Annotated in this window: 11 protein-coding genes and 1 pseudogene; 4 read left to right on the forward strand and 8 right to left on the reverse strand. The window is 59.4% G+C overall.

The window, feature by feature from the left end:
• Window positions 1–100: 100 nt before the first annotated feature.
• From ACXAED_RS23155 to ACXAED_RS23185, 7 genes and pseudogenes are all read right to left on the reverse strand, one after another.
• A pseudogene (locus ACXAED_RS23155) lies at window positions 101–1,060 on the reverse strand (transposase family protein).
• A gap of 413 nt (window positions 1,061–1,473) precedes the next feature.
• Window positions 1,474–2,637, reverse strand: coding sequence for a plasmid replication protein RepC (gene repC / locus ACXAED_RS23160; protein WP_475053974.1), 1,164 nt, complete (start codon window positions 2,635–2,637; stop codon window positions 1,474–1,476).
• Between the two features lie 248 nt (window positions 2,638–2,885).
• A complete protein-coding gene (gene repB, locus ACXAED_RS23165) occupies window positions 2,886–3,893 on the reverse strand; it encodes a plasmid partitioning protein RepB (protein WP_475053977.1) in 1,008 nt (335 codons plus the stop codon).
• Window positions 3,893–5,101, reverse strand: coding sequence for a plasmid partitioning protein RepA (gene repA / locus ACXAED_RS23170; protein WP_245597312.1), 1,209 nt, complete (start codon window positions 5,099–5,101; stop codon window positions 3,893–3,895). The genes repB and repA overlap by 1 nt, the downstream gene beginning before the upstream one ends.
• Before the next feature lie 698 nt (window positions 5,102–5,799).
• Window positions 5,800–6,915 (reverse strand): DUF4172 domain-containing protein, encoded by a 1,116-nt coding sequence (locus ACXAED_RS23175; RefSeq protein WP_475053980.1) that lies wholly within the window; start codon window positions 6,913–6,915, stop codon window positions 5,800–5,802.
• A 304-nt stretch (window positions 6,916–7,219) separates the two neighbouring features.
• Window positions 7,220–8,179 carry an IS481 family transposase gene (locus tag ACXAED_RS23180; RefSeq protein ID WP_475053981.1) on the reverse strand — a complete coding sequence of 320 codons (960 nt, stop codon included), beginning with the start codon at window positions 8,177–8,179 and terminating at the stop codon, window positions 7,220–7,222.
• Between the two features lie 136 nt (window positions 8,180–8,315).
• Window positions 8,316–9,170 carry a helix-turn-helix transcriptional regulator gene (locus ACXAED_RS23185; RefSeq protein ID WP_475053982.1) on the reverse strand — a complete coding sequence of 285 codons (855 nt, stop codon included), beginning with the start codon at window positions 9,168–9,170 and terminating at the stop codon, window positions 8,316–8,318.
• A 71-nt stretch (window positions 9,171–9,241) separates the two neighbouring features.
• On the opposite strand from ACXAED_RS23185, the gene ACXAED_RS23190 reads away from it, so the two are divergent.
• The 4 genes from ACXAED_RS23190 to ACXAED_RS23205 all read left to right on the forward strand — a co-directional run bounded on the left by ACXAED_RS23190 (window position 9,242) and on the right by ACXAED_RS23205 (window position 13,715).
• Window positions 9,242–10,189: an ornithine cyclodeaminase family protein gene (locus tag ACXAED_RS23190; RefSeq protein ID WP_475053984.1), complete on the forward strand. Its 948-nt coding sequence runs from the start codon at window positions 9,242–9,244 to the stop codon at window positions 10,187–10,189.
• Window positions 10,190–10,206: 17 nt separating this feature from the next.
• Complete coding sequence (locus ACXAED_RS23195; RefSeq protein WP_475053987.1) at window positions 10,207–11,328, forward strand: aminotransferase; 1,122 nt, start codon at window positions 10,207–10,209, stop codon at window positions 11,326–11,328.
• A 289-nt stretch (window positions 11,329–11,617) separates the two neighbouring features.
• Entirely contained in the window at window positions 11,618–12,505 is an 888-nt protein-coding gene (locus ACXAED_RS23200; RefSeq protein WP_475053989.1) for a tyrosine-type recombinase/integrase, read from the forward strand.
• A 13-nt stretch (window positions 12,506–12,518) separates the two neighbouring features.
• The gene (locus tag ACXAED_RS23205; protein ID WP_475053991.1) at window positions 12,519–13,715 is read left to right on the forward strand and encodes an IS91 family transposase; all 1,197 of its coding nucleotides are present in this window, start codon (window positions 12,519–12,521) and stop codon (window positions 13,713–13,715) included.
• A gap of 473 nt (window positions 13,716–14,188) precedes the next feature.
• Here the strand turns inward: ACXAED_RS23205 and ACXAED_RS23210 are convergent, their stop codons facing one another.
• Window positions 14,189–14,434, reverse strand: a complete 246-nt coding sequence (locus tag ACXAED_RS23210) for a DUF2188 domain-containing protein (RefSeq protein WP_475053993.1) — start codon at window positions 14,432–14,434, stop codon at window positions 14,189–14,191.
• Window positions 14,435–14,445: the final 11 nt, after the last annotated feature.

Consider the following 14,445-nt stretch of genomic DNA (forward strand, 5'->3'; position numbering starts at 1 on the left):
CTTTGGAACCTGTCCTGTCGAATTTGTTCCAAAAGAGATCTTGCCGAAAGTTTTGGCTTTATAACTGTAGTCGTATGCGGCAATTCGGTTGTGTTGGCAACTAGGTGTTCAGCCCGGGTACCTGGTGGATCGTATCGGCCATGAAACTGTCTGGTTCTGAAGTCCAGACTTTGCAGTAGTATTCGTAGGGCTTGAGCCCGCTAGGCTCTTGAGCCTTTGGGCGAAGTTTAAAGCGGCCATGAAATCGGCGAAGAAGGTGAGAAGTTGATCGTGGCTGTCGCAGTGGAAGCGTTTGACGGTGGCGTCCTTGATTGTTCGGTTCATCCGCTCGACTTGACCATTTGTCCACGGATGGTTGGGTTTGGTCTGCCAGTACTCGCTCCCGTTCACTTCACACACTATGTCAAAGCGCATATGCCGGGAATTGATCGTGTTGTGGCTACGGTCTGGTCGGCGAACTAAACTCCGTTGTCGGTCAGGATCGCGTGGATCCGGTATGGGATTACCTCCAACAGGTTTTCCAAGATTTCACATTTCGTCCGCTTGACGGCTTTCTCGACCAGTTGGGCGGCCGTTAACTTGTTGGTCTTGTTGATAGCAATGAAGAGATGGAGCTTATCCTCGGCGGTCTGTAATATCTGCGATGTCCATGTGAAAGAGGCCGATGGCGTAAAGATTAATGCTCTGACGCTTTGGTTTTTCCCCTTCGACATCCGGTAGCCGTGAGATGCCATTCTGCTGAAGGCAGTGGTGTAGCGCTGACCGGGTTAGTTGCGGGATCGAGGGCTGGAAGGCGTATAGACAATCATCCATAGGAAGGAGCGTGCGCCGACGGAAATCTACCACCAAAGCCTCCTAAGCCTCGTTGAGAACGGTCGAGCGAGGTTTCTTCGGATCGGTCTTGCGATCCTCGACCGTCTCGCACTTGTGCCAATTCGAGACTGTCTTCGGGTTGATACCGAGTACTCGGCTCAATGCCGCCGCCGAAGTTTGCGATCGTTTTATTGCAACTCGGATAGGCGTGCTTAGTCGTGGCGCCGCTGTGACGAACTTGTCCCATAGTGTTTCCTTCTTTTCCAAAGAATGGATCGCACCTTCAATCTGTGGGATTAAACACCTAGCTAAACAATGTCGCTTTCAAGCGACCTGAATGCTTTCACGTGAGTGTGTAGATATCGACTGAACTTACGTCACACCGCGTTTCCGGTTTACCCGGGTAAACCCTTTTGTGGACTTACCGTACCTGAGACAGAGTGTCTTTGCGGTTTTTAGTTCCTAAGCTCTGAAGCGACAAAATCTGAAAGTCGAGTAGTGGAATGCCGTTTGACTAGATTGCGGAAGGCATCAATCTACCTCGCTAAGGTGTTTCTAGCCTGAGAGACAACCGACCTGAACAGGTCTGAGGGAGTGTCTTCGAAGAAACCCCGTTCACTCAATTTTGTAGGTAAGCTAAACCGGAACGCTATTGATGGTTTACCCGGGTAAACCATCAATGGATGAACAGTTGCCTACTTTCTTGGTAAGGTTCTGGATCAAGCGAACTGGATCGAAGCGGCCAGTTGCAGAACCGTTAGTAAGGCTTCGCAGATAGGCACCAGGAGATCGAATGTTCTTGTGCATTTGTGTCATAGCCAAAAGAGTCAAAGTCAAGCCTCCCTGACCCAATTCCCGCTCGGCGCTGTCCAATACGTTTCGGCTCAACCCAAGCATTGGTGCGAGAAATCGCGACAACTGATGCAAATCTACCCAGTTCCGTACTGGCGACTGTGCGAAACTTAAAGCCTCGGGACAAGCTGCTAAGACGTCTGCCATAGTGAGCGAAGGTACATCCTTGTGGCCTGCCCTAGTTTTTTTTGCTTTACCAAGTGTTTCACCTTCGACCTTGGACTCTTCAGATTCAATTTTTTTCTGTATTGATCTCTGATGGTGGCGGACATTTTGACTGTCATCGGGGGACAAAACTTCAGCCTCAAGCAGGTCTTCGCCACCAGACACGGACTCGGAGCAGGGCGGGGGAGGGGTATCATCCGAGGGTGTGAACCGCCCAATGAGGGCTTCCAGTTCAACACGGTTTAGGCGGCGGCGAAGTGCGAGGCGGATGATGTTATCTTCTTCCGAACCAATGGGCCACTGTCGCCGCAGCGTGGAAAGGCGGTCGCGCAGCAGGCGGACGCGCACGGCCTCTTCTTCGGCCTCTGCCGCAAGCGCTGCGATCTCCCTAGCGCGTTCTAGAAGCGGACCCAGATCAAAGCCATAGGCCTGCAAAATGCTGCCGTCGCGGGCGCGGTGTACATAGCGTTTGCCGTTGGGGGATTGAGTTCTGCGCAGAAGGCCGACCTCGAGCAACCGGGCAATCTGGCGTCGCATTGTGCGTTCTCCCATGCAATTGGCTCGCTCGCAAAGCTTTTCGTTCGAGGCAAACACCACCCAGGTGCCGGTTGCCCCGCGCTCGCGGACGAAAGAGACCAGCGCTTGCAGCAGGCTGAAATGCCGGTCCTTGAGGTTGAAGGTGTCCTTGGCTGCTTTGAGATTAGTGATCACGTCCCAAAACATTTGCCGTGGATCGCTGCCGTCCAGGCAAGGGAGATCGGCCGGGGAAGGGACCCCGGTTGCCGGAATAAGCTGTTTGAATGCCATCTGCTCTTCACGAGGGACCAGGAAGCCACACCTTATCCTTCCTGTACCCTGCCTAACGGCAATTTTTGGCACAAGTTACCTGTCAACCGGATGGGTTGTTGTTGACAGTTCAGAAGAGAGCGGGGTACATCTTAGGTGCAAACATAGATGGGGCTCTCTGGGATTACGGTCTTGGGGAGCTTCTCTTTTTTGGTCTCCTGTATTGTGCCTCCTTGCTGGTGTTGCCTGTTATGCCTCGGGCGCTCTTTTCAGGACGCCTGTTCCTCTTGCCACTGCGCATGCAGGCGCAGCAGGGCTTCTTCTCCGTGCCGGTCAAGCCATTCAGAGAATTCCTGTTGTTTCGGGTGTGTCCGCAGAATGGTGCGTCCTCCGGTCGTAAGAACCTCCCCAATCTTGGCGCCGCCTTCCGGTGCGCGCACGGTCCGTGCCGGTTTTGGGGCAGGGGCTTCTGGTTTCTTCGGCGCCAGTTGCGCCTCCACTCGCCGGGCAAAAGCGTCGAACCGCTTGGCCGACTCCAGCTTGGCATCTGCCTCGGTCACCGGCACAGTGGCCGGGTCGATTTCATGCTCCAGTACTTTCTCCGCCAGCGCGTGCCAACGTTTCCAGCCAACACCCGGTGCTTCGCCAATCCACTCGATCACATTGCGCGGGATCGCCTGGCGCACCTTGCGCATGTGCGACAGGTGGCTCTTGCTTGCCGCTAGCGCTTCGCGGATCACCGCGGGGGCGTAACCGGCTTCTTCTAGGTCACCCGCAAACACGGCCTTTTCGATGAAGGAAGGATCCTTACGGTGGTTGTTCTCCTGGCCCTGGGCAAGGATCGCTTCCTCATCCGACAGGGTGCGCACCAGTGCTTTGACCGGGATACCCAGCTGCTTGATCGCGGCGAGGCGGCGGCGGCCATAGACGACCTGGTAGCGCCCGCTCAGCCGCGGATGCGGCCTGAGCAGGATCGGCACTTGCTGGCCGTGCTGGCCGATGCTTTGCTTCAGCTCCTCTAGATCGTTACCGTCCAGCTGGAAACGGTCGCGCATGCCGGTATCCTCGATCTGCTCCGGATCGATCTCCTGCACGCTGCGCTGCGCGGTTGATCGGATGTCATTTTCCAGGGCTGCTACGGGACCGCGGCGGAAGGCTTGGGGAATGGGCGCCTCGCGGGCGGCTTCGACAGGATCGCGTTCAGCCGGGGCGGCCGCTTCCTCAGCCTCGGCGCCGAATTCGGCCATCAGCCCTTCAAAGACGTTTTTGCGCGCCATTAGCTTCTCCCCCAGGCCGCCTGCACAGCGGTTTCGAATTCATCCGCCACGTGGTTTACTGATTCCATTGCTCGCTCCAGCGTGGCGCGGTTCATTTCGGCTCTATTGGCTTCGTAGAGTGTTTTTTGTGACAGGCCTGCATCGGAAACTGCAGTGGACTTCAGGAACGGTTCCGTCATCAGCCGCTGCCCGAAATGCATCCGGAGGAATGATGCCATCTGTGATTGCGGCATGTCCGAAGGTTCGTAGCGGCACAGGAGATAACGCTGGAAATCATAGTCCAGCCGCTGATCGTTGCGCTGCACCACTTTTAGAAGTGAGGTGGCCATTGTGAGATACTGGCTGAGGCTGGCCACGTCGATCATATTCGGGATCACGGTGATCAAAAGGCCGGTGGCGGCCACTAGCGCTGACATGGTGAGAAAGCCCAGCTGCGGCGGACAGTCGATGAACACCACGTCATAGCGGTCCTCGACCTGGTCGATCGCCGCCTTCAGCCGAAGGTAGAAGGGCGGCTGTATGCCCTTACGAATTGCATGTGGGGTCTCTGTCTCGTATTCCGACAGGATCAGTCCGCCAGGCGCCAGATCGAGGTTTTGGAAGTAGGTCTTTCGGACCACATCTTCCATCGGGGCCGGATCCTGGTACCGCACGGCGTCATAGATTGTGCCGGAATCTGTCAGATCGAGTTCGGGGTGCAGACCCAGCATGGTGGTAAGCGACGCCTGCGGGTCCATGTCAACTGCCAGGACCCTATACCCCTTTAGCGCGAAGCGCTGTGCAAGGTGAACGGCGCTGGTTGTCTTAGCCGAGCCGCCTTTGAAGGTCGAAACCGCAATCACTTGCAAATGGTCGCTGCCTACCCGGCCGGGCAGGAACTGCAGCGGGTCCTTTGCTGTCCGCGCCATCGCTAGGCGGATGTCCTGAATGTTTTTGCCGGTATAGAGCCTGTGCCCGCGCCCGTCTGTATTCACATCGGGAATCTTGCCGTCGAAATGCAGCTTGCGCAGATGCGACTGGCTCAGACCGAGCAGCGTGGCCACTTCACCCGAAGTGAACGGTCTAAGCTCTTTCTTCGCTTCCGGCGCGAAGACGTTGCGCATATGCTTGTCCAAGGACTGGCGCAGCCGAGCTTCATCCTTAAGCAGATCGTCAAAGACATCTGCCCCTGGCGGCATCCCGATAGCGGGTTCGATTTGTGCCGTCATTCACTGCTCCTTGTCCGGCCGTCTTTATCGCGGCTCTTCCGTAACGCCGAACGGCCGCTAAGCAGCTTTGTGCGTTACAGTTTCCGTGATGCCACCAAATACCCGCTCCTTGCAAGAGATTTCCATGTAGTGATGATTGTAGTCATGTAAGCGCCTACCGCTATATCTAGTACTGTCGCGCAGCCGAGTATTGTTAACGTATTGAAAGATAATAGCGTTTTTACCTCTTTAGGCGGGGTGGAGGCTGCCTCCACTTGAAAACTGACGAGTACGATATAGCGGGGCACAGCGTTGGCGCGGGCCGCTTGCCTAGAAAACACTCCTTAAGCGATTCTCCTGGAGACCGCAGTAAGTGCCATAAGCTACCGCTACTAAACGCATACTGGATGAACGCTTCCATAACGCGTTCAAACCACGTGACCGCACCTAAGAGCTTCCACCGCTCTCCGACTACATCACCTATTCTATTGATCTAAGCGCCTTTGTCTGGCCGCTACTAGCCGCTCTAGGATGCCCGTACATGAGTCCATCTCAATCAACCACTGGCAGGGCAAACAGAGCGAAACTTGACGAAAACAAGGTAGCGGTCTGACCAGTAGAATACTGAACTATCTGAAACGAAAGCCGGACTGGACGTTTCTTTCACTGGTCACCTGAGAGATACAGCGGACTGGCAGAGGCCGCGGAACCGGTTGGTGTTACTGTGCCTCTTCGTCCAGATTCAACCAATATCGCGTATAACGGCGTTCTCCGGTACGGCTGAGCACGCCCTTTTCAACGAGATCCTGCAGATCCCGGGTTGCTGTCGCCCGCGATGTGCCGGTGATCTTGAGGTACTTCTCAGCGCTCAGCCCGCCTTTGAAACCTTGGGGGCCTTCTCTGAACATCCGCGCAATTGCCTTGGCTTGCCGCTCGTTCAATCGGTCCCGGTGCCTGTCATAGAAGCGCGCCTTACCGATGAAGAAACCGACCCGGTCAAGTGTGACCTGCTGAGCCTTCAGCACAATCTCAGCGAACCAGACAAGCCAAGCTGTTACATCAAGCGTTTTTTGGTGCACTTCGAGCTGGTCGTAATAGGCTCTCCTTTCCCTTTCTATGGTGAAGGCAAGGGCAATGAGGCTTGGTTGACCGAGGTTCTGCGCCAAAGATTTTTCGGCCAGGGCGCGGCCCAAACGGCCGTTCCCGTCTTCGAAGGGGTGAATGCTCTCGAAGTAAAGATGGCTCAGCCCGGCCCGGGTCAAGGCAGGGAGCGGCTCAGGAGCACCCGGCCCGGTGGTATTGAACCAGCCAACATAGCGTTCCATCTCGCGCAGGACCTGACCCGAAGGCGGAGCTTCGAAGTGTACTGTCGGCCGGTCAAGGCGGCCGGAGACGATTTGCATTGCTTCCGCGTGCCGCCTGTAGCCGCCGATGGCTTCAAGACGGCGGTCATGGGACAGGAGCATATGGTGCCAGCGATACAGTGTTTCGTGAGAAAGCGGGCTTGCAAAGCTGGAATAGACGTCCACCATCATCTCGGCGACACCTTGCTCCCGCGGTTTTGCTGGATAGCTGTCAGGCGCCAGCCCCAGATGGCGGCGCAGCGAAGATTGAACGCTGAGCCGATCCAGGATCTCACCTTCGATGGCACTGGTTTGCATTGCCTCATCGCTGAGTAGCTCGATGCGGAGTTGCTCGCGTTCAGATTGGCTGACGTGATGCACGGCTCCGAGAATCTCGCCGGAAGACAGCAGAAATTGCCGTTCCAGTGACTCGAGAGCCGAGGCATCATACCGAAAGCCTGGCCACCCGGGCATTTTCCAATTCCATGGCATGGGGTATAGAGATCCCTTCTATAGCTCAAAAAATGTCGCATTTTGATCTATAGGGGTCAATGCTATCGATCAACTGCAATCCAGCTGGGCTCGGTGCTATGTGGAAGCGGATGCACGGCTTGTCATTCTCAAGTTAGGGGAAGTCACTTTCGAATGGGGCCTTGGCGTAAGCTTGAGGCAACGCCCGAAAAGACTGCACTCAATTGGCGTGCTAGCGGGTCAGTGCACTCATTGGACTTCTTGCCCGCTAAGGGCACTTTGCCATTTTGCCCGGTCTGAAGAGATCGCGCGTAGCGTAAGACTGTTAGGTGTTCAGTCCCGGCATCTGGTGGATCGGATCGATGATGAATCGATCTGGCTCTGAAGTCCAGATTTTGCAGATGTACTCGTAGGGCGTGAGGCCGCTGAGAGTTTTGAGTCTGCGCCCAAAGTTGTAGGCAGCCATGAAGTCGCCGAGATGTGTTCGCAACTGATCGTGGCTGTCGTAGTGGTATCGCTTCACTGTCGCCTCTTTGATTGTGCGGTTCATCCGCTCGACCTGGCCATTGGTCCACGGATGGTTCGGTTTGGTCAGGCGATGCTCGATCTCGTTGGCCTCACAGATCATGTCGAAGCGCATCTGCCGGGAATATGCTCTGTTCCGGTTTCGGGGCTGCTCGGCGAACTGGATGCCGTTATCGGTCAGGATCGTATGTATCCGATAAGGAACGGCCTTGAGCAGGTGTTCGAGGAACTCCCAGGCTGTCTTGCGATCTGCCTTGTCCACGAGTTGGGTGATGGCGAACTTGCTGGTCCGGTCAATGCCCACGAAGAGATAAAGCTTGCCCTGCACCATCTGAACCTCGGCGATGTCGATGTGAAAGAAGCCGATGGGGTATCGCTTGAACCGCTGCCGCTTTGGCTTGTCACCCTCGATATCCGGCAAGCGCGAGATGCCATGCCGCTGAAGGCACCGATGTAGCGCCGACCGCGTCAGATGCGGGATCGACGGCTGGAGAGTATAAAGGCAATCATCCAGCGGCAGTAGCGTATGCCGCCGGAATGCGACAATCATTGCCTCCTCCGCTTCGGAGAGAACGGTTGAACGCGGCTCCTTCGGCCCGGTCTTCAAATCCTCCACCGTCGCACGCTTGCGCCACTTCGCGACGGTCTTGGGATTGATACCCAGCTCCTTGCTCAGTGCCGCGATCGAAGCTTGCGATCGCTGTATTGCTGCTCTGACGGCGTGCGTGGTCGTGGCGCTCCCGTGACGAACTTGTCCCATAGTGCTTCCTTCCATTCCAAAGAACAGATCGCACCATCAAACCATGGGATCAAACACCTAGGCAAAACACTCAAAATCATCGTCACTGCCATCACGGTGTAAGCTGGTGTTTCAGAACTTGGGAAGAATGCCGCTGCTAGCGCGCCTTGCTCTGCCATTCCAGGAAGGCGTTGAACAGTTGCTGCTGGGTGCTGATGCCCAGTTTGGCATAGGCGTTCTTGCGGTGGGTCTTGACCGTCGGCAGGGCAATCCCGAGGGTCAGACAGATCGACAGGCTGGAATGGCCCTTGAGGATCATCTGCACGATCTCCGCCTCCCGCGGGGAGAGGGTGCTGCGGCCAAAGTCCTGTAGCGTCCGCTCTGGTTTGGCTGCGCTGAGGTCCGGGGCCTGCCGGGACCAGAGCCGGGTGAAAGCTGCCCCGAACAGCGGCAGAAAGGGGCGCAGCCGGTCCAGCAGATCATCGGAAAAACCGCCGTTTGCCGCAGGACGGGCAAAGCTGACCTCGCCCATGGCACCGCCGGGCAGTTCTATCAGCAGGGTGAGTTCTACCAGCCCCGCGGGCCAGCCGGGGGTGCGGTAGCCGATTTCCTCGGCGTCCTCGACCAGAATGCCCGGGGTCTCCGGCGCCGGGTTCCAATTGTTGGGTGCCAGGTCCGCCATCCGGTAGAGCCCCGGCTGCAGCCCGTCGAGCAGCGCGTTGTAGACCGGGTTCAGCAAGTAGGTGCATTTCACATAGAGCTGCACTGCGTCCTTGGCGGCGCCTTGCGGGTAGCTGTCATCCAGGTAGTGCGGGCGCTGGCCGGGGCGGTTAACAACGCAGAAGGCGGCGGTGAAGGGCAGCAAAGGACGGGCGGCGGCGATCAGCCCGGCCGCGCCGCGCTGGCCGCTGATGACGCTGGCCAGCGCGCTGTTCGCAGCCGCAATGTCAGTGCCTTGAAACTCCACGTTATCCTCCCGGTCTGCCTGCCATAACACGCGGCGGGGTGGCATGCATCATCCTCGGGGATGATGGCGGCAGGGCAGGGGGGCCGCTACCCTTCGGGCAAAGAAGGAATTTGCCGATGACGAAAACCCCGATTGTGTTGGATGCCGAAGCCGTGGCGCAGCTGCTGCCGCAGGTCGATGTGCTGCAGGAAATGCGGGCGCTGTTTGCAGACTTGGGCCGCGGTCAGGCGGTGCAGCCTGCGCAGACTTTGACGCTGTTTCCGGAAGGGCAGGGGGATTTCATCACCTATCTGGGGGCGGCGGCCGGGGCGGGCACCTTTGGCGCCAAGCTGTCGCCTTATCTGCCGCGCGAGGGCGGGCCGGTGATCACCGCCTGGACGGTGCTGATGTCGATGGAGACGGGCCAGCCGCTGATGCTGTGCGATTCCGGGCGGCTGACCACCGAACGCACCGCGGCCACTACGGCGCTGGCGGTGGATCTGCTGGCGGGTGAGGGGGCTGCGCGGGTGTCCGTGATCGGCTCCGGCGCCGTGGCGCAGGCACATTGGCGGCATGTCCAGGGTCTGCGCGATTGGCAGGAGGTGCGGGTCTATTCGCCCGGCTTGGGTGCGGATGCGGGCAAGCAGGCCGCATGGCGCGGGATCTGCCCGGAGGCAGAGTTTGCCGCCAGTGCGGAAGAGGCCGCGCGGGGCGCGGATGTGGTGATGCTCTGCACTTCTTCGGGGACACCGGTTCTGGATGCGGCGGCGGTTGCGCCGGGGGCTCTGGTCACCTCGATCAGCACCAATGCGGCTGAGGCGTATGAGATTACGCCTGCCTTCCTGGCCTCGGCGCAGGTCTATTGCGACTACCGCGAGACCACGCCGGCAAGCGCCGGGGAAATGGTGCTGGCCGCGCGGGATCATGGCTGGAGCGCGGATCAGCTCCGGGGTGATCTGGCGGAGCTTTCTGCCGGGACCTGCGAAGGGCCTGAAACCGGGCGGGTGGTGTTCTTTCGCTCCATCGGGCTGGGGCTGGAGGATATCGCCGTCGCCAATGCCATCTACCGCGCTGCAACCGCCTGAGGAAAAGGAGAGCCCACATGCATATCGAACCTTTCGGTGTCGAAATCTGGATGAACGAGTGGGAGACCAAATGTGAATGGAACCTCGCCGAGACCTGTGTTGAAAGCCTGACCATTGAGGAGCTGCTGCAGCTGGCGGGAAAAAACTCTGCTGATCTGTCAGAGCTTCTTGCGATGAAGATGACCTATGGCGCGATCGAGGGCTCGGACCGACTGCGGCATACCATTGCGGCTCTCTACAGGGGGCAAAGCCCGGAGAATGTGATCGTCACCCATGGCACCATCGGAGCCAACATGCTGGTGCATAAAGCGCTGGTCGAGCGCGGTGACCGCGTGGTGGCGGTGGTGCCGACTTACCAGCAGCATTACTCGATCCCGGCCAGCATCGGTGCGGATGTGTATCAGCTGCGCTTGCGCGAGGAGAACGGTTTCCTGCCGGATCTGGACGAGCTGCGGGCGCTGGTGACGCCGGAGACGAAGCTGATTGCCATCAACAACCCCAACAACCCGACCGGCGCGCTGATGGACCGGGCGATGCTGGAGGAGATCGCCGCCATTGCCCGAGGAGCAGGCGCCTGGATCCTGTGCGACGAGGTTTACCGCGGCACCGATCAAGAGGGGGGCGGCATGACCGCCTCGATCGCGAATATCTATGAAAAGGGCATCTCCACCGCCGGCATGTCCAAGGCCTATTCCTTGGCCGGGTTGCGGCTGGGCTGGATCTCCGGGCCAAGGGAGGTGATCGAGGCAGTGGCCATTCACCGCGATTACGATACCATCTCGGTGGGCATGATCGACGACCATTTTGCGGCGCTGGCACTGGAGAACCGCGCAGCGGTGCTGGCGCGCAGCCAGCGGATCACCCGCGGCAATTTGGCGATCCTGTCCGACTGGGTGGAACAGGAACCGCGGATCTCCTGGGTGAAGCCGCGATCCGGCACCACGGCGCTACTGAAATACGATTTGCCGATGAGCTCGCGGGAGTTCTGCGTGGCGCTGCTGAAGGAGACAGGGGTGATGTTCACGCCGGGGTCGGCCCTGGGCATGGAGGGCTATGTGCGCATCGGCTATGCCAATGGGCCGGAAGTCCTGAAGCAGGGGCTGGGTCTTGTGTCTGACTTTTTGGCAGCACAGGGGTAGCCGCGCTCTGATCAGGCGTGACTTTCAGCGTCTCAAAGTGTCGAATCTAACGAAACGAGGGAGAGCTTTGAAATGCGCTTCCCGATGCAACAATTGCTTGCAGCCATCGCTCACGTCAGCCGAAGCACGGGCCCTGCCGTCTGGGCGAAGGGCGGGAGGACGAAGCCGCTCGCGCGGCAGGGGCGGCTGTGGCGGGCGCACCACGCTGATCTGACCCCCCTGTGCATTTGGGAATGACCGGATCTGTCTGATGATTGGGGCCTTCTCAATCCACAGACAGGAGGGTCCCATGAAGGATCATAGAACCACGCCGCTGCGCGCGCGGATGATCGAGGACATGCGCATCCGTGGCATGGGCGAGAGCGCCCAGAAAGCCCATATTCGGGCGATCAAGGATTTCGCGGGATACCTCGGGCATGCGCCCGATACAGCAACGCCGGAAGAGCTTCGGGCCTACCAGCTGCACATGACCGATACCGGCGTCTCGGCCTCGACGTTCAACGTGCGGATCTCATCGCTGCGGTTCTTCTTCAGCATCACATGCGGCCGCGAGGAGATGAAGCGGTACATGCAGTTCCGAAGCAAACCCCGGAAGTTGCCGATCGTCCTCAGCGTCGAAGAAGTGGGCGACCTGATGGCCGCGGTGCCCGGACCCGGGCTGAAGTACCGTGCGGCCCTGGGTATCAGCTACGGTGCAGGTCTGCGGGCCTCCGAGGTCTGCAATCTCAAGGTCACGGATATCGACAGTGACCGGATGCTGATCCACGTCGAGGACGGCAAGGGCAGCCGGAACCGCAAGGCGATGCTGTCGCCGGGGCTGCTGGAGCTTTTGCGCGACTATTGGCGCGAGGCGCGGCCGGAGGGCTGGCTGTTCCCGGGCAAGCCGGAGATCAACCCGCTGTCACCGCGGCAACTGAACCGGGCGTTCACGTCCGCAAAACACATGGCAGGGATCAACAAGCCCGCAACCCTGCACACGCTCCGCCATAGCTTCGCGACGCATCTGCTGGAGGCGGGGACGGATGTGCGGATCATCCAGGTTTTGCTGGGCCACGCCAAGCTCAGCACCACCGCCCGCTACGCGCATGTGGCCACCAAGACGATCCGCTCCACCGTCAGCCCGTACGAACGTCTGAAGGAGCTGCAGGACCACACTCTCCGGCGCGGACTGGAGTGACCGGACGCCAGGGGTGCCCGGGCGGCCGGGACTGGAGCTTGCTGACATCTTCCGAAGACACGGACCCGCGTGGCGGCGGGCCAATGCCGGGCATGTCAGCCTAACCCAGCTCAAGGTGATGTCGGCGATCGAGGCCTGCCGGACCGAGGTGCTCGGCGGGCATGTCGCTGCGTGCGGAAAATGCGGCCACCGGCACATCGCCTACAATTCCTGCAAGAACCGGCACTGCCCGAAGTGCCAGGGACCAGCCGCACGTGACTGGCTGGCCGCACGGTCCGAGGACTTGCTGCCGGTCGAGTACTTCCACGTGGTCTTCACCCTGCCGGCCGAGATCGCGCAAATCGCTTACTGGAACAAGAAGGCAGTCTACAGCCTGCTGTTCCGCGCCTCGGCTGAGACCGTGACGACCATCGCCGCGGATCCCCGGCATCTCGGCGCCCGGGTCGGCATGACCAGCGTGCTCCACACCTGGGGCTCGGCGCTGACCCACCATCCGCATGTCCACATGATCGTGCCTGGCGGCGGCCTGTCGCCGGACGGCATAAAATGGATCGCCTGCCGCCCCGGGTTCTTCCTGCCGGTGCGCGTCCTCTCCCGGTTGTTCCGGCAACTCTTCCTCGAAGGACTGGCGGTCCTGCACAAGGTGGGCGCGCTTCAGTTCTTCGGCGACCTCAAAAACCTGGCTCAGACCGGCGCTTTTGCCACCTACCTCGCCCCGCTACGCAAGACCGAGTGGGTCATCTACGCCAAACCGCCCTTCGGCGGCCCCGAGGCCGTGCTCGCCTATCTCAGCCGATACACGCACCGCGTGGCGATCTCGAACCACCGCCTGAACAGCGCCGATGCTGCGGCCGTGGCGTTCCGCTGGAAGGACTACCGCATCAAGCACGGCGACCGGCAAAAGGTGATGCGCCTCGAGACCGGCGAGTTCATCCGCCGGTTCCTGATCCACGTCCTGCCCGATGGATTCCACCGCATCCGGCACTACGGGCTGCTGGCCAGCGCGGCTCGCAAGGCCACCATCGCCCGCATCCGCAGATTGCTCGGCGAGGCGCCGCAGGACCCGGACCCGCAGGAGAGTGCTGAGGTCATCCCACTCACACTGCGCGAACCGTGCCCCTGCTGTGGCGGGGCGATGCGCATCATCGAGATCTTCCGCCGCGGTCAGAAGCCGCCATCTCGAGCACCGCCCCGGGAGCAGGCCGCATGACGCAACACCCGCCTCAAACGCGCGAAACTCACCAGCTGCCGCCCGCAGGCTGGACCGCTCCTGGCCTGCCCTTTACCGCGCTTTGCTCAGGAAAATGCAATCAACTGTTCCGCCGGCATCCGAAACTCACGCCCCCAGCCGTCCGAGCGACCTCCAGCGATAGGCACGCCATGTCCGGTCGGTGGCCAGACCCCACCCTCGCAATCACCCGCAGCACGCTTTCCCCATAGACAGCGCCCGGGTCCCGCGGCTTCCTCCTTCCGAGGTTTGTCAACGCGGGCCGACGCCCGCAGACGCCTCGCTGTCACGCAGCGGCCCGCATCGAAAAACCTTCAGGAAAGCAGCCCTTCGCTGCAGTTTCATCAATCAAGTGAAGCGAATCATAAAGCCGACGTTCAGTCGCAGATTCTTTTGAGTAGCCAGATGTCCACATAGCTAAGAAAACCGGAAGCGGAGGAACTAAACAACCCTAGTTATCCCGGTGTGTTTTTGGGGTCGCGACTGCGAGGAAAGGTTCGCTCCTCTTGTATCTTGCCGTCCTCCTTTCGAATACGGACCGATCCACCTTGTGCCCCGAGAGCCTTTTCGAGAGTTCCGCCCTTCGTCGCCTCTGCTTTGGTTTTGAAACGCTTTCGAGCACGATCTGAACCTTCTTCAGACAGTACCCAGTCATCCATTTGCTTGTCCTTCGTCAGAGTGAACTTACGCAAATTGGTCATTAGTGTCCTCC

It is taken from the genome of Leisingera sp. ABM4_103, assembly GCF_056158685.1.